The following is a 14,105-nucleotide window of genomic DNA, read 5'->3' as shown; positions in this document are numbered from 1 at the left end:
CGGGTCTCCCTTCGAGGTGGCGTTACGAGGATGCCGAACCGGTGTACTCGACCTGCCAGTGTTTGATCCCGTTGAGCCATCCCGAACGAAGGCGCTCCGGCGTGCCGGCCGACGTGAGGTCGGGCATGTCGTCGGCGATCGCGTTGAACATCAGGTCGATGGACATCCGCGCGAGGTTCGCGCCGATGCAGTAGTGCACACCGGTGCCTCCGAAGCCGACGTGCGGGTTGGGGTCCCGCAGGATGTTGAAGGTATGCGGATCCCCGAACACCTCCTCGTCGAAGTTGGCCGAGCGATAGAACATCACCACCCGCTGTCCGGCCTTGATGTGCGCGCCGCCCAGTTCGGTGTCGACCACCGCGGTGCGCTGGAACGCGGTGACCGGGGTGGCCCACCGGACGATCTCATCGGCCGCGGTGACCGGGCGCTGCCGGCGGTACAGCTCCCACTGGTCCGGGTTGTCCAGGAAGGCGATCATCCCGTGGGTGATCGAGTTGCGGGTGGTCTCGCTTCCCGCGACGGCGAGCATCAGGACGAAGAAACCGAACTCGTCGTCGGAGAGTTTCTCGCCCTCGATGTCGGCGTTGATCAGGGCGGTGACGATGTCGTCGCCCGGCTCCTTGGCCTTCAGCGCGGCCATCTGCATCGCATAGGCGAGCAGTTGAACCGACGACATTCGGCTGTCGATCTCGGCGAACTCCGGGTCCTCGTTGCCGGTCATCTCGTTGGTCCAGCGGAACAGCTGCGCCCGGTCCTCCTGGGGTACGCCGAGGAGTCCCGCGATCACCTGCAGCGGAAGCTCGCAGGCGACCTGCTCGACGAAGTCCCCCGAGCCTTCGGCGGCGGCGCTCTTGACGATGTTCTCGGCGCGCTGGGTCAGCTCCGCGCGGAGCCGTTCGACCGCGCGGGGGGTGAACCCGCGGGAGATGATGCGCCGCAGCCTGTCGTGGTGCTCGCCGTCCATGTTGAGCAGGATGACGCTCTGCATGTCGATGTCTTCGCGCTTCATGTCGTCGGCGAACTGCGGCAGGGCTGTGTTGGGACCGGAGTGGTAGACGTCGCTGCGCCGGGAGACCTCCTTGACGTCCCTGTGCTTGGTGACGACCCAGTACCCGCCGTCGTTGAATCCGCCCTTGCCGATCTGCTGTTCGCACCACCAGACGGGGGCGATCCTGCGCAGCTCCGCGAGCTCGTCGACCGGCAGGCGCACGACGTTGCGGTCCGGGTCGAGGAAATCGAAGCCGTGCGGCAGGTGGGGACCGGCGCCGGAAGTGGCCATGGCTGGTGAACTCCTGAAACTGTGACGTGTTCTAGTGCCAGTAAAACACGGCTCCACCGCAGACAAAAGGCATCGCGGCAACCTCGCTTGTCAGATTACTGAAACCTGTTCTAGCCTGACCGAATGGGCAATCCCGTGATCGTCGAGGCCACCCGCAGCCCGATCGGCAAACGCAACGGCTGGCTGTCCGGATTGCACGCCACCGAGTTGCTCGGCGCGGTTCAGAAGGCTCTTGTGGACAAGGCCGGCCTCGATCCGGCGGCGGTCGAGCAGGTCATCGGCGGGTGCGTGACGCAGTTCGGTGAACAGTCCAACAACGTCACCCGGGTGGCCTGGCTGACCGCCGGACTTCCCGAGCAGGTGGGCGCCACCACGGTGGACTGCCAGTGCGGCAGCGCGCAGCAGGCCAACCATCTCGTGGCCGGCCTGATCGCAGCCGGCGCCATCGACGTCGGCATCGCCTGCGGAATCGAGGCGATGAGCCGGGTGGGTCTGGGCGCCAACGCCGGGCCGGACCGCGCGAAGATCCGGGCCGCGTCGTGGGACCTGGACATGCCCGACCAGTTCACCGCCGCCGAACGTATCGCCAAACGCCGCGGGATCACCCGCGCCGACCTCGACCACCTCGGCCTGGTCTCCCAGCAGAAGGCCAGGCGGGCCTGGGACGAGCGCCGCTTCGACCGCGAGATCTCCCCCCTCGAGGCGCCCGTGCTCGATGACAACAAACAGCCCACCGCCGAACTGCACACCGTCAGCCGCGACCAGGGACTGCGCGACACCACCGCGGAGGGACTGGCCGCGCTCAAGCCCGTCCTGGAGGGCGGCCTGCACACCGCGGGCACCTCGTCGCAGATCTCCGACGGCGCGGCGGCGGTGCTGTGGATGGACGAGGACAAAGCACGGGCACTGGGCCTTAAGCCCCGCGCCCGCATCGTCGCCCAGGCCCTGGTGGGCTCCGAGCCGTACTACCACCTCGACGGGCCGGTGCAGTCCACCGCGCGGGTGCTGGACAAGGCCGGCATGAAGATGGGCGACATCGACCTGGTCGAGATCAACGAGGCCTTCGCGTCGGTGGTGCTCAGCTGGGCCCAGGTGCACAACGCCGACATGGACAGGGTCAACGTCAACGGCGGGGCCATCGCGCTGGGCCACCCGGTCGGCAGCACCGGCAGCCGGCTGATCACCACCGCGCTACACGAGTTGGAGCGCACCGGCCAGAGCACCGCCCTGATCACCATGTGTGCCGGCGGGGCGCTGTCCACCGGAACCATCATCGAGCGGATCTAGAACGATCCCGACCTCCGAATCAGGCCGGATCGCAGCGGCCCAGGCATACATCGACGCGCTGGTCACGCACGACGGCGACGCCGTGCCGTTCGCATCGGACTGCACCCGGGTCGAACAGGGCATCCGGAACGGATTCTCCGGAGAACACCTGCGCCGCAGCCTGAACCGCGGACCGCAGTACCGGATCGTCGCCGCCACCAGCACGCCGGAGTACAGCGTCGAGGGCGACGAGGTGCGGGCCCGCTACACAGTCCTGACGACGCTGTCACTGGCGGGCCGGCGGGCCGCGGCGCGGGTCGACGAGACATTCGTCATCCCGCCGTCCGACGGTCTGATCCACCACATCCGGGTTAGATTCCACCCGACCCTCGTTAGGAGCGACGCCGTGTCCGACAAGCCCGTGCCCAAACCGCGACCGCGGGGACTGGACTCACCGCGAACCGAGACCATCATCAAATGGATGTCGCGGGCCCAGACCTGGCTGTACAGGAAGACCGGCGGCAGACTCGGCGGCACGTTCCTCCAGGGCGCACCGGTGGCACTGCTGACCACGACGGGACGAAAGACCGGCGAGCCGCGGGTCAGCCCGCTGCTCTACCTCAGGGAGGGCAACCGGATCGTGCTGATCGCCTCCAAGGGCGGAGCGGCCGCCAACCCGATGTGGTACCTCAATCTCAAGGCCAACCCCGAGGTTTCGGTGCAGATCAAGGACGAGGTGCTGAACCTCACCGCCCGCGACGCCACAGAGGATGAGCGTGCGCACTACTGGCCCAGGATGGCCGCGATGTACACCAGCTTCGACGACTACCAGTCCTGGACCGACAGGGTGATCCCGGTGGTCATCTGCGACCCCCGGCGGTAGCCGGGCGCTAAGGTCGACCGACGCAACAGTGCGGACGATCGGGGATGGCTGTGCACCATGTCACGTGGCAGATGATCGGGGTCGGACGAGCCGCGGCCGTTGCGGTCGCCCTGGGGATCGGCTGCGGGATCGGCTGCGGGATAGCGGCGGCTGCGCCTGCCGCATCGGCCGACTCCGCCGGCAACACGGCCGCTGCGCAGTCCACCCACACCGGGCCTGCCCGCCCGGCCAGCCAGCGCGGCCGCCGCACCGTGGTGCGCGCTCCGGCCGCGGTGACGGCGCAGAGCCAGAGCGGGACGGCGGGTCCGGTGTCCGCTCAGGCTGCCGGACCCGCGGGCGCCAAGACGGTCACGGCCGCCGCGGTAGCCAGGACACTCAAGGTCCGCTGGCCGGGTCAGCCCCCGATCCGGCTCAAGCGCGGCACCACCGCGGCGACCGAGCTCAGCGGAATCGCCTACGGCGCAGGCAACGACTACTACGCGGTGGGTGACAACGGCGCCACCACGATCTGGCAGGTCGACGCTCCGCTGCGGCCCCGCAACGGGAAGATCAAGTCCGCCCTCGTCACCGGCGGCATCGACGCCCCGATGATGGGCAGCGACTCCGAGGGAATCACGCTCTCACCGGAGCGGACCAGCGCGTGGGTGTCCGATGAAGTCGCCTCGACGATCGACAAGTTCAGCCTCGTCTCCGGCCTGATGCTGGGTTCGGTCTCGGTTCCGTCGATCTACCGTCCGGCCAACCTGCAGGGGAACTTCGGCCTGGAGTCGCTCAGCTACGGGGCAGGCACATTGTGGACCGGCAACGAGGAAGCCCTCAAGTCCGACGGGCCGCTGTCGACCACCTCAGCGGGAAGCTGGGTCAGACTGCAGAGCTTCACCGGCCCGGATCAGACGCCGCAGCAGCAGTACGCCTACCGCACCGACCCGATCGCGGCGATGTCACCGTTCACCTCCGCCGAACGAAGCGGCCTGGTCGACATGCTCGCGCTCCCCGATGGTCAGGTGCTGACCCTGGAACGCGAACTCGGCGGCTTTTTCCCGCTCTACCGGACCAGGGTTTACCTGCTCGACTTCACCGGCGCCACCGACGTCAGCGAGATCCCGAGCCTGAGCGCGGGCGGGTTCACGCCCACCGGCAAGAAACTGCTCTGGCAGGGCTGGTTCACCTCCACCAACTTCGAGGGAATCACCCTCGGGCCCGCACTCGACAACGGTTCCTACCCCCTGGTGCTGGTGTCCGACGACGGTCAGGGCCAACTCGGCCAACTTCAGACCCTGTTCAGCCTCAACCTGATCGGCATGACCGTGCCGGCCGGCGCATCCTCGATGCCGGCCAGGGTGTGAGATTCACGCGCCGTAGACGGGCACCGGCGGTGACGCCTGGGCCAGCAGGCTGCGCACGACGGGTCCCAGTTCGCCGGGCTCCCAGCGCGCCCCCTTGTCCACCTCGGGACCGTGCCGCCAGCCTTCGGCCGCCCGGATGACACCGCCTTCGACTTCGAACACCCGGCCGGTGATGTCGGCCGATTCGGAGCTGCCCAGCCAAACCACCAGAGGTGAGATGTTCTCCGGCGCCATGGCGTCGAATCCGCTGTCCGGCCTGGCCATCATGTCGGCGAACACGGTCTCGGTCATCCTGGTCCGGGCCGACGGGGCGATCGCGTTCACCGTGACCCCGTAGCGGCCCATCTCGGCGGCGGCCACCACTGTCAGAGCGGCGATACCGGCTTTTGCCGCGCTGTAATTGCCCTGCCCGACGCTGCCCTGCAGTCCGGCCCCCGAACTGGTGTTGATGATCCGGGCATCGACGGGTTGGCCCTCTTTGGACAGGGCGCGCCAGTACGCCCCGGCGTGCCGGGTTGTGGCGAAATGGCCCTTGAGATGGACCGCGACGACCGCGTCGAACTCCTCCTCACTGGTGTTGGCGATCATCCGGTCCCGGACGATACCGGCGTTGTTGACCAGGACGTCCAGGCCACCGAAGGTGTCGACGGCGGTCCCGATCAACTGGGCGGCCTGCGCCCAGTCCGCCACATTGGCTCCGCTGGGGACGGCTTCGCCTCCCGCGGAACGGATTTCGTCCACCACGGCCTGGGCCGCGCTGCCTCCGCCGCCGGCCGAGCCGTCGAGGCCGACGCCGATGTCGTTGACCACGACCCGCGCTCCCTGCGCGGCGAATGCCAGCGCGTGGGCACGTCCGATGCCGCCGCCGGCGCCGGTGACGATGACCACCCGGCCGTCGAGCAATCCCATGGTTCTCCTCTATTTCCCGTGAACGCTGGACACGTCGATATAGGGCGGTGGTTCGCCGCCGCCGTGTACCGGAAGTACGGCACCGCTGATATACGACGCCGCGTCAGAGGCGAGAAATGCTGCCGCCCAGCCGATATCGCTGGGCTCAGCCATCCGTCCCAGCGGGACCGTACTCGCGACAGCGGCCTGCGACTCGGCGTCACCGTAGAACTGTTCCACCTGTTCGGTGACCACCATGCCGGCCACGACCGCGTTGACCCGCACCTTCGGAGCCCACTCCACAGCCAGCGTCGCGGTGAGACTGTCCACCCCTGCCTTGGCGGCCCCGTAGGCGGCATGCCCGGGCGATGGACGCCGGCCGCTGACACTTGAGATCGAGATGATCGTGCCGCCGGTGTCCTGCTGCTGCATGACAGCGTTGGCCGCCTGGGAGACGTACAGCATTCCCAGCAGGTTGAGTTCGACCACCCTCTGCAGGAACCGCGGCGACGCCTCGGCGACAGGGACGGACGGCGATCCGCCGGCGTTGTTCACCACGACGTCCAGCCGGCCGTGCCGCCCCGCGATCGTCTCGACGAGACCGGCGACGGCCTCGGGATCGCGGACGTCGCAGCTGTGGAACTCGTACGGCAGTCCGTCGACGGGGCGGCGGGCGCAGGTGACGACCGTGGCACCCTGCCTCGCGAAGACCTCACTGATGCCGGCGCCGACCCCGCGGACACCACCGGTCACCAGCACGATGCGGCCGCCGAGGTCGAAGTCCACCGTGCTAGCCTACCAAGCAAGTGCTTGCTTAGGAGTGCCATGCCGATCACGACATCCACCATCGAACCCGGGGTCGTCGCGGTGACGGTTGACTATCCGCCGGTCAATGCGATCCCGTCGCGCGGGTGGTTCGAGCTCGCCGATGCGATCACCGCGGCAGGCCGCGACATGGCCACCCACGCGGTGATCCTGCGGGCCGAGGGTCGCGGCTTCAACGCCGGTGTCGACATCAAGGAGATGCAGCGCACCCCCGGCTTCGCCGCGCTGATCGACGCCAACCGTGGGTGCTTCGCAGCCTTCAAAGCGGTCTACGAGTGCGCGGTCCCGGTGATCGCCGCGGTCAACGGGTTCTGCGTCGGCGGCGGTATCGGATTGGTCGGCAACGCCGACGTGATCGTGGCCTCCGACGACGCCACCTTCGGTCTGCCCGAGGTCGAGCGCGGCGCCCTCGGTGCGGCCACGCACCTGTCGCGCCTCGTTCCCCAGCACCTGATGCGGCGGCTGTTCTTCACCGCGGCCACCGTCGACGCGGAGACGCTGCATCACTTCGGATCCGTCCACGAGGTGGTCCCGCGGGCCGACCTGGACGAGGCCGCGCTGCGCGTCGCCCGCGACATCGCGGCCAAGGACACCCGGGTCATCCGCGCGGCCAAGGAGGCGCTCAATCTCATCGACGTCCAACGGGTCAACGCCAGCTACCGGATGGAGCAGGGCTTCACCTTCGAGTTGAACCTGTCCGGGGTGTCCGACGAGCTGCGGGACGACTTCGCCGGAACCAAGAAAGCCGGCCCGTGAGGGACAAGCGAACGACGCTCGATGAGGCGGTCGCCGACATCACCAGCGGAATGACCATCGGGATCGGGGGCTGGGGTTCGCGCCGCAAACCGATGGCCTTCGTCCGTGCGTTGCTGCGCACCGGCGTCACCGACCTGACCGTGGTGACCTACGGCGGACCGGACATCGGCCTGCTCTGCTCGGCGGGCAAGGTCGGCAAGGTCTACTACGGTTTCGTTTCGCTGGACTCCCCGCCGTTCTACGATCCGTGGTTCTCGCGGGCCCGCACGACGGGTTCGATCGTGGCACGCGAAATGGACGAGGGCATGCTGCGGTGCGGGCTGCAGGCCGCCGCACAGCGTCTCCCGTTCCTGCCGATCCGGGCCGGACTGGGCAGTTCCGTGCCGGACTTCTGGGACGGTGAGCTGAGCACCGTCAGGTCGCCCTACCCGACCGGCAGCGGTTTCGAGGAACTCATCGCCATGCCGGCCCTGCGCCTGGATGCCGCCTTCGTCCACCTCAATCTGGGCGACAAGCACGGTAACGCCGCCTACACCGGAGTCGACCCCTATTTCGACGACCTGTTCCTGATGGCCGCCGAGCGCCGTCTCCTGTCGGTCGAGAGAGTGGTTCCGACCGACGAACTCATCAAAGCCGTTCCGCCACAGGCGCTTCTGGTCAACAGGATGATGGTGGACCACGTCGTGGAGGCCCCGGGCGGAGCGCACTTCACCACAGCGGAGCCCGACTACGGCCGCGACGAGAAGTTCCAGCGGCACTATGCGCAGGCGGCCGGCGACGAGGACGGCTGGAATGAGTTCCTCACCACTTACCTGTCTGGATCCGAGAGCGACTACCAGGCCGCCGTCCGCCGGTTCGCCGAACAGCAGGAGCCGGCACGATGATCCAGGCCAGCCGGGCCGAGGTGTGCGTGATCGCGTGCGCCGAACTGTTCCGCGGCGCCGGGGAGATCATGGTCAGCCCGATGGCGACCATGGTGGCAATCGGGGCACGGCTGGCCCGGCTCACTTTCGCACCCGACATCCTGCTGACCGACGGCGAAGCCCTCCTGCTCGCCGAGACCCCGGCGATCGGTGCGCCCGGCGCGGTGGAGGGCTGGATGCCGTTCGGACGGGTCTTCGAGACCCTGGCCTGGGGGCGCCGCCACGTGGTGATGGGTGCCAACCAGGTCGACCGGTACGGCAACCAGAATCTCTCGGCCTTCGGGCCGCTGCAGCATCCCACCCGCCAGATGTTCGGTGTGCGCGGGGCGCCGGGGAACACCGTCAACCACGCGACCAGCTACTGGGTCGGCAACCACTCGCCCCGGGTGTTCTGCGATGCGGTCGACATCGTCTGCGGGATCGGCTGGGACAAAGCCGACGCCGCCAACCCGGCCTTCCGCTTCGTCGACGTCCATCGGGTGGTGAGCAACCTCGGGGTCTTCGACTTCAACGGTCCCGACCACACGATGCGGGCCGTGTCGCTACATCCCGGAGTGCGACCCGAGGAGGTTCGGGACAACACCGGCTTTGCGATTCACGGTCTCGACGAGGCCCCGGCAAGCCGGATGCCGTCGGCCGCCGAACTCGAACTCATCGACGACATCGATCCGAAGGCCCTGCGGGACAAGGAGGTCAAAACATGAAAATCCAGACCGCACTGACACGCCTGGTGGGTATCGAGCACCCCGTGGTGCAGACCGGAATGGGCTGGGTGGCCGGAGCGCGACTGGTCTCGGCCACCGCCAATGCCGGCGGGCTGGGCATCCTGGCATCGGCGACCATGACCCTTGACGAGCTCGCGACGGCGATCGGCAAGGTCAAAGCTGGCACCGACCGTCCGTTCGGGGTGAACCTGCGCGCCGACGCCGCCGACGCCGGTGACCGTGTCGATCTGATGATCCGCGAGGGGGTCAAGGTCGCATCCTTCGCGCTGGCCCCCAAGCCGGACCTGATCGCCCGCCTGAAAGAGGCCGGGGTCGTGGTGATCCCGTCGGTGGGCGCGGCCAAGCACGCCCGCAAAGTGGCCGGATGGGGCGCGGACGCGGTGATCGTGCAGGGCGGCGAAGGCGGAGGGCACACGGGCCCGGTGGCCACCACCCTGCTGTTGCCGTCGGTCCTCGACGTACTGGACGGCACCGGCATCCCGGTGGTGGCCGCCGGCGGGTTCTTCGACGGCCGCGGTCTGGCTGCCGCGCTGTCCTACGGCGCGGCTGGCGTGGCGATGGGCACCCGGTTCCTGCTCACGTCGGATTCGACGGTCCCGGACGCGGTTAAGCAGCGCTATCTCAGCGCAGCCCTCGACGGCACGGTGGTCTCAACCCGGGTCGACGGGATCCCGCACCGTGTCCTGCGCACCGGGCTGGTGGAGAACCTCGAAAGCGGCTCGCGCGTCAAGGGATTCACCGCCGCGGTTGTCAACGCGGCCAAGTTCAAGAAAATGTCGAAAATGAGTTGGGCCGCGATGGTTCGTGACGGTCTGGCCATGCGGCACGGAAAGGACCTCACCTGGTCGCAGGTGCTGATGGCGGCCAACACCCCGATGCTGCTCAAGGCCGGACTGGTCGACGGCAACACCGAGGCCGGCGTGCTGGCCTCCGGTCAGGTGACCGGGATCATCAACGATCTGCCATCGTGCGCCCAACTCATCGACGGCATCGTCAGCGAGGCGATCAAGCACCTGCAGGCGGCGGTTGAGCTCATCGAGTGAGGGGTAACGTCAATTCATGGGACTCGCACCGGAATCCTGGCCCGATCCGTTTCTGACGGCGATCCGCACCTCGAACAAGTACCTGCTCAATCCGCTCATGCTGAGGTTGGCGGGGCGGCGCTGGTGGTACGCCTCGGTGATCGAGCACACCGGCCGCCGGTCCGGTAAGCGCTACATCACGCCGATCGTCGCCGACCGGGTCGGCGCCCACTTCATCGCCCCGCTTCCGTACGGCACCACAGCCGACTGGGTTCGCAACGTCCTGACGGCCGGCGAGGCCGACATCGTCAGCAAGGGCCGGACGTTTCACGTCGTCGACCCCGAGTTGATCGACTCCACCCAGGCGCTGCCGGAACTGCCGCGAGACCGTCGCCGCACCTTCGAACGACTGAGCATCGGGCATTTTCTGAGGGCGCGGATCGCGGACTGAGGACTCCCGGCTACAGCCGTTCGATGATCGTGACGTTGGCGGTGCCGCCTCCCTCGCACATGGTCTGCAGTCCGTAGCGGCCACCGGTCCGCTCCAGCTCGCCCAGCATGGTGGCGAACAGCTTCGCGCCGGTCGCGCCGAGCGGGTGGCCCAGGGCGATGGCGCCGCCGTTCGGGTTCACCCGGGCGGGGTCGGCGCCGGTCTCCTTGATCCAGGCCAGCACGACCGGCGCGAACGCCTCGTTGATCTCGACGACGTCGATGTCGTCGATGCTCAGCCCGGTCCTGTCCAGGGCGTAGCGGGTCGCCGGGATGGGGCCGGTGAGCATGAACACCGGGTCCGCGCCGCGGCAGCTGATGTGGTGGATCCGTGCCCGGGGTGTGAGTCCGTGTTCGTCGACTGCCCGCTGTGAAGCCAGCAGCACCGCGCTGGCGCCGTCAGAGATCTGGCTGGCGACCGCGGCGGTCATCCGGCCGCCCTCGCTGAGCGGGGACAGCGCCGCCATCTTCTCAAGCGTTGTCTGCCTGGGCGTTTCGTCGACAGCGAATCCCTCCACTGCGACAATCTCGTTATCGAAGTGCCCCGCCGCAATCGCAGCCAGCGCCCGCTGGTGGCTGGACAGCGCCCAGTGCTCCATGTCTTCGCGGGAGATGTCCCACTTCTCGGCGATCATCTCCGCGCCGCGGAACTGGGAGATCTCCTCGTCGCCGTAGCGGGCCTGCCAGTACTTCGATTCCGCGGTCGGGGTGGTGAAGCCGAACTGGCCGCCGACGACCATCGCCGAGGAGATCGGGATCTGGCTCATGTTCTGCATCCCGCCGGCCAGGATCAGGTCCGCGGTTCCCGCCATGATCGCCTGCGCCCCGAAGGAGACCGCCTGCTGGCTCGATCCGCACTGGCGGTCCACGGTGACCCCGGGAACCTCCTCGGGGTAGCCGGCCGCCAGCCAGGCCAGCCGGCCGATGTTGCCCGCCTGGCCCCCGATCGCATCGACACAGCCGACGATCGCGTCGTCGACGGCGGCGGGGTCGACGTCGTTCCGCTCGAAGATTCCCCGGAAGGCGTGGACCCCGAGGTCGATCGGGTGGATCCCGGCCAGTGATCCGCCGCGCTTGCCGACCGGGGTCCGGACGGCGTCGATGACATAGGCCTCTGTCATACGAACTCCTGTCAGTGGGTCACGGCGATACCGCCGAGGACTATCGAAAGGTACTGCCGGCCAACCTGTTCGGCGGTCAGGGGACCGCCGGGCTGATACCAGCGGACCGACACCCAGGTGGTGTCGCGGATGAACCGATAGACCAGGTCGACGTCGATGTCCGGGTGGAAGTAGCCCTGCTCGATACCCTCGGTGAGGACGTCGACCCACATCTTGCGCTGGCGCCGGTTGAGTTCCTCGACGTAGCCGAAGCGCGGCTGGCCGGAGAGACGCTTTGCCTCGTCCTGGTAGATGACCACTTCGGCGTGGTGGTGCTCGATGGCGTCGAAGGAGGCCATGAACAGGCCCTTGAGCCGCGCGAGCGGGTTGGGCTCGGTGTCGATGATCCGCTGGTAGCGGTCGAACAGCCAGTCGAGGAACCCGCGCAGGACCTCGTCGACCATCTCCTCCTTGGAGGAGAAATGGTGGTAGAGGCTGCCGGAGAGGATTCCCGCGGCGTCGGCGATGTCGCGCACGGTGGTGGCCCGCAGGCCGCGTTCGGCGAACATCGACGCCGCCAGTTCGAGCAACTCGTCACGCCGGGTGGCCGGCTGCGGGTCCGGGGCCGTCATGGGTGCTGACTCGACACCGAAATGACCTCACCGGTCAGGTAGCCGGAGTAGTCACTGGCCAGGAAGGCGATGGTGGCGGCGACCTCCCACGGCTCGGCGGCCCGGCCGAAGGCCTCGCTCTCCGAAAGCCGGTCGAGCAGTTCGGCCGAACTGGTCTTCTCCAGGAACCGGTGCCGGGCGATGCTGGGCGAGACTGCGTTGATCCGCACCCCGAATTCGACGGCCTCGATCGCGCTGCACCGGGTCAGCGCCATCACACCGGCTTTCGCGGCGGCGTAGTGCGACTGGGAGTGCTGGGCGCGCCAGCCCAGGACGCTGGCGTTGTTGACGATCGCTCCGCCGTGACCGGCGTCGCGGAAGTAGGCCAGTGCCGCCCGGGTGGTTCGCATCACCGATGTGAGTGTGACGTTGAGGACGCGGTCCCACTCCTCGTCGGTCATATCGACCACCGGGGTCTGGCCGCCCAGGCCGGCGTTGTTGACCAGCACGTCGAACCGGCCGAACCGGGCCGTGGTGGAGTCGATGAGCGCGTCGACCTGCGCCGAGGAGGTCACGTCGCACACCACGCTCTCCACCCGGCCGAGTCCCATCGCCGCCAACCCGTCCCGGGTCTCGCCCAGACGGCGCTCGTGGTGGTCGGAGATCATCACCTCGGCGCCCTCGAGCAGGGCCCGCCGCGCGGTGGCCGAGCCGATCCCGGTGCCCGCGGCAGCGGTGACGACGACGACCTTGCCGTTCAGCAGGCCGTGTCCGCCGAACTCCTCGGGTGGCGTTGCCAGGGATGCCATCAGCCCCGTGCCTCCCGAGGCAGGCCGAGCACCCGCTCGGCGATGATGTTGCGCTGGACCTCGTTCGAACCGCCGTAGATGGTGTCGGCCCGGGAGAACAGGAACAGCCGCTGCCACTCGTCGAACTCGTCGCCGTCGAGAACGAGGCCGGCCTTGCCGCGGATCTCCATCGCCAGTTCCCCGAGATCCCGGTGCCAGTTGGCCCACAACAGCTTCGAGACACTGTCCTGACCCGGGCGCTCGTCGTCCATGGTCGCCAGCGCGAAGGACCGCATGGTCCGCAGTCCGGCCCAAGCCCGGGTGAGCTGCTGGCGGATCAGCGGATCCTCGGCGGCCCCGCTCTTGCGGGCCAGCTCGACGAGTGCGGAAAGCTCACGGGCATAACGAATCTGCTGTCCCAGGGTCGAGACGCCACGCTCGAACATCAGCGTGCCCATCGCCACCCGCCAGCCGTCGCCGGGCTCACCCACGACCAGGTCGGCGTCGGTGCGGGCGTCGGTGAAGAAGACTTCGTTGAACTCCGAGTCGCCGGTGAGCTGGACGATCGGGCGGATCTCGATGCCCGGTTGGTCCAGCGGCACAAGCAGATACGACAGTCCGGCGTGGCGTTTGGATCCCTTTTCAGAGCGGGCGAGTACGAAACACCACTGCGCCCAGTGCGCCAGCGACGTCCAGACCTTCTGGCCGTTGATCAGCCACTGCCGTTTGCCCGTCGCCCCGCCCGACCCGGGCTCCGCCTCGAGTGTCGCCGTGGTGGACACGTTCGCCAGATCACTGCCCGCCCCGGGTTCGGAGTAGCCCTGACACCACAGTTCGCTCACGTCGCGGATCGCCGGCAGGAAGCGCTGCTGCTGTTCGGGGGTGCCGTAGGCGATGAGGGTCGGGCCGACGAGTTCCTCGCCGAGGTGATTGACCTTGTCCGGGGCGTCGGCGCGGGCGTACTCCTCGTAGAAGGCCACCCGGTGGGCCACCGACAGACCCCGGCCGCCGTGCTCGACCGGCCACCCCAGGCAGGTCAGTCCGGCAGCGGCGAGGTGGCGGTTCCAGGCCAGCCGCTCGGCGAACGCCTCATGCTCGCGGCCCGGTCCGCCCAGACCCTTGAGCGCGGCGAAGTCGCCGACCAGATTCGCGGCCAGCCAGTCGCGCACCTCCGCCCGGAACGCGTCGACCGTGATCACCCTTG

At 68.4% G+C, this 14,105-nt stretch carries 15 protein-coding genes and 1 pseudogene; 9 read left to right on the top strand and 7 right to left on the bottom strand.

The window, feature by feature from the left end; translation table 11 throughout:
- Nucleotides 1-22: 22 nt before the first annotated feature.
- The gene (locus ACKOQ4_RS15790) at nt 23-1,279 is read right to left on the bottom strand and encodes a cytochrome P450 (protein ID WP_526293505.1); all 1,257 of its coding nucleotides are present in this window, start codon (nt 1,277-1,279) and stop codon (nt 23-25) included.
- 123 nt (nt 1,280-1,402) lie between these two features.
- Between ACKOQ4_RS15790 and ACKOQ4_RS15785 the strand changes: the two genes are divergently transcribed.
- The 4 genes and pseudogenes from ACKOQ4_RS15785 (at nt 1,403) to ACKOQ4_RS15770 (ending at nt 4,774) form a co-directional block, all read left to right on the top strand.
- On the top strand, nt 1,403-2,566 hold the full coding sequence (locus tag ACKOQ4_RS15785) for a steroid 3-ketoacyl-CoA thiolase (RefSeq protein ID WP_526293503.1): 1,164 nt from the start codon (nt 1,403-1,405) through the stop codon (nt 2,564-2,566).
- A pseudogene (locus ACKOQ4_RS15780) lies at nt 2,520-2,906 on the top strand (DUF8021 domain-containing protein); the annotation flags it as partial. The gene ACKOQ4_RS15785 and the pseudogene ACKOQ4_RS15780, both read left to right, overlap by 47 nt.
- 60 nt (nt 2,907-2,966) lie before the next feature.
- Complete coding sequence (locus ACKOQ4_RS15775; RefSeq protein ID WP_526293572.1) at nt 2,967-3,428, top strand: nitroreductase family deazaflavin-dependent oxidoreductase; 462 nt, start codon at nt 2,967-2,969, stop codon at nt 3,426-3,428.
- A gap of 44 nt (nt 3,429-3,472) precedes the next feature.
- On the top strand, nt 3,473-4,774 hold the full coding sequence (locus tag ACKOQ4_RS15770) for an esterase-like activity of phytase family protein (RefSeq protein WP_526293501.1): 1,302 nt from the start codon (nt 3,473-3,475) through the stop codon (nt 4,772-4,774).
- Nucleotides 4,775-4,777: 3 nt separating this feature from the next.
- Here ACKOQ4_RS15770 and ACKOQ4_RS15765 read toward each other — a convergent pair whose 3' ends face one another.
- Both ACKOQ4_RS15765 and ACKOQ4_RS15760 read right to left on the bottom strand, forming a co-directional pair.
- On the bottom strand, nt 4,778-5,683 hold the full coding sequence (locus ACKOQ4_RS15765) for an SDR family oxidoreductase (RefSeq protein ID WP_526293499.1): 906 nt from the start codon (nt 5,681-5,683) through the stop codon (nt 4,778-4,780).
- Nucleotides 5,684-5,692: 9 nt separating this feature from the next.
- Nucleotides 5,693-6,448, bottom strand: coding sequence for an SDR family oxidoreductase (locus ACKOQ4_RS15760; protein ID WP_526293497.1), 756 nt, complete (start codon nt 6,446-6,448; stop codon nt 5,693-5,695).
- A gap of 39 nt (nt 6,449-6,487) precedes the next feature.
- Here ACKOQ4_RS15760 and echA20 point away from each other — a divergent pair, with 39 nt between their 5' ends.
- From echA20 to ACKOQ4_RS15735, 5 genes are read left to right on the top strand one after another with little or no spacing between them, the layout of a single operon-like run.
- On the top strand, nt 6,488-7,243 hold the full coding sequence (echA20, locus tag ACKOQ4_RS15755) for a (7aS)-7a-methyl-1,5-dioxo-2,3,5,6,7,7a-hexahydro-1H-indene-carboxyl-CoA hydrolase (RefSeq protein ID WP_526293495.1): 756 nt from the start codon (nt 6,488-6,490) through the stop codon (nt 7,241-7,243).
- Nucleotides 7,240-8,127 carry a cholesterol ring-cleaving hydrolase subunit IpdA gene (ipdA, locus tag ACKOQ4_RS15750; protein ID WP_526293493.1) on the top strand — a complete coding sequence of 296 codons (888 nt, stop codon included), beginning with the start codon at nt 7,240-7,242 and terminating at the stop codon, nt 8,125-8,127. Before echA20 ends, ipdA begins: the two co-directional genes overlap by 4 nt.
- On the top strand, nt 8,124-8,870 hold the full coding sequence (gene ipdB, locus ACKOQ4_RS15745; RefSeq protein ID WP_526293491.1) for a cholesterol ring-cleaving hydrolase subunit IpdB: 747 nt from the start codon (nt 8,124-8,126) through the stop codon (nt 8,868-8,870). The genes ipdA and ipdB overlap by 4 nt, the downstream gene beginning before the upstream one ends.
- Nucleotides 8,867-9,934: a (3aS,4S,5R,7aS)-5-hydroxy-7a-methyl-1-oxo-octahydro-1H-indene-4-carboxyl-CoA dehydrogenase gene (gene ipdC, locus ACKOQ4_RS15740; RefSeq protein WP_526293489.1), complete on the top strand. Its 1,068-nt coding sequence runs from the start codon at nt 8,867-8,869 to the stop codon at nt 9,932-9,934. Before ipdB ends, ipdC begins: the two co-directional genes overlap by 4 nt.
- Nucleotides 9,935-9,950: 16 nt before the next feature.
- Nucleotides 9,951-10,364, top strand: a complete 414-nt coding sequence (locus tag ACKOQ4_RS15735; protein WP_526293487.1) for a PNPOx family protein — start codon at nt 9,951-9,953, stop codon at nt 10,362-10,364.
- A gap of 10 nt (nt 10,365-10,374) precedes the next feature.
- On the opposite strand, the gene fadA6 is transcribed toward ACKOQ4_RS15735, so the two are convergent.
- The 4 genes from fadA6 to ipdE1 are packed head-to-tail and all read right to left on the bottom strand — an operon-like array spanning nt 10,375 to nt 14,100.
- Nucleotides 10,375-11,523 carry a steroid 3-ketoacyl-CoA thiolase FadA6 gene (gene fadA6, locus ACKOQ4_RS15730; protein ID WP_526293484.1) on the bottom strand — a complete coding sequence of 383 codons (1,149 nt, stop codon included), beginning with the start codon at nt 11,521-11,523 and terminating at the stop codon, nt 10,375-10,377.
- An 11-nt stretch (nt 11,524-11,534) separates the two neighbouring features.
- Entirely contained in the window at nt 11,535-12,134 is a 600-nt protein-coding gene (gene kstR2, locus ACKOQ4_RS15725) for a TetR family transcriptional regulator KstR2 (RefSeq protein ID WP_526293482.1), read from the bottom strand.
- Nucleotides 12,131-12,922 carry a (5R,7aS)-5-hydroxy-7a-methyl-1-oxo-2,3,5,6,7,7a-hexahydro-1H-indene-carboxyl-CoA reductase gene (gene ipdF / locus ACKOQ4_RS15720; protein WP_526293480.1) on the bottom strand — a complete coding sequence of 264 codons (792 nt, stop codon included), beginning with the start codon at nt 12,920-12,922 and terminating at the stop codon, nt 12,131-12,133. The genes kstR2 and ipdF overlap by 4 nt, the downstream gene beginning before the upstream one ends.
- Nucleotides 12,922-14,100 carry an acyl-CoA dehydrogenase IpdE1 gene (gene ipdE1, locus ACKOQ4_RS15715; RefSeq protein ID WP_526293478.1) on the bottom strand — a complete coding sequence of 393 codons (1,179 nt, stop codon included), beginning with the start codon at nt 14,098-14,100 and terminating at the stop codon, nt 12,922-12,924. The genes ipdF and ipdE1 overlap by 1 nt, the downstream gene beginning before the upstream one ends.
- Nucleotides 14,101-14,105: the final 5 nt, after the last annotated feature.

The sequence above is a fragment of the Mycobacterium sp. genome, assembly GCF_046095365.1.
In the GTDB taxonomy this organism is placed as follows: Bacteria; Actinomycetota; Actinomycetes; order Mycobacteriales; family Mycobacteriaceae; genus Mycobacterium.
The sequence above is the reverse complement of the archived record's forward strand: the minus strand, read 5'-3'. Positions and strand labels throughout refer to the sequence as shown.

Bases quoted from the DNA above. Each gene is read 5' to 3' on its own strand.
- ACKOQ4_RS15790 (WP_526293505.1), bottom strand. From the start codon at position 1,279: ATGGCCACTTCCGGCGCCGGTCCCCACCTGCCGCACGGCTTCGATTTC.
- ACKOQ4_RS15785 (WP_526293503.1), top strand. From the start codon at position 1,403: ATGGGCAATCCCGTGATCGTCGAGGCCACCCGCAGCCCGATCGGCAAA.
- ACKOQ4_RS15770 (WP_526293501.1), top strand. From the start codon at position 3,473: ATGGCTGTGCACCATGTCACGTGGCAGATGATCGGGGTCGGACGAGCC.
- ACKOQ4_RS15765 (WP_526293499.1), bottom strand. From the start codon at position 5,683: ATGGGATTGCTCGACGGCCGGGTGGTCATCGTCACCGGCGCCGGCGGC.
- echA20 (WP_526293495.1), top strand. From the start codon at position 6,488: ATGCCGATCACGACATCCACCATCGAACCCGGGGTCGTCGCGGTGACG.
- ipdB (WP_526293491.1), top strand. From the start codon at position 8,124: ATGATCCAGGCCAGCCGGGCCGAGGTGTGCGTGATCGCGTGCGCCGAA.
- ipdC (WP_526293489.1), top strand. From the start codon at position 8,867: ATGAAAATCCAGACCGCACTGACACGCCTGGTGGGTATCGAGCACCCC.
- ACKOQ4_RS15735 (WP_526293487.1), top strand. From the start codon at position 9,951: ATGGGACTCGCACCGGAATCCTGGCCCGATCCGTTTCTGACGGCGATC.
- fadA6 (WP_526293484.1), bottom strand. From the start codon at position 11,523: ATGACAGAGGCCTATGTCATCGACGCCGTCCGGACCCCGGTCGGCAAG.
- kstR2 (WP_526293482.1), bottom strand. From the start codon at position 12,134: ATGACGGCCCCGGACCCGCAGCCGGCCACCCGGCGTGACGAGTTGCTC.
- ipdF (WP_526293480.1), bottom strand. From the start codon at position 12,922: ATGGCATCCCTGGCAACGCCACCCGAGGAGTTCGGCGGACACGGCCTG.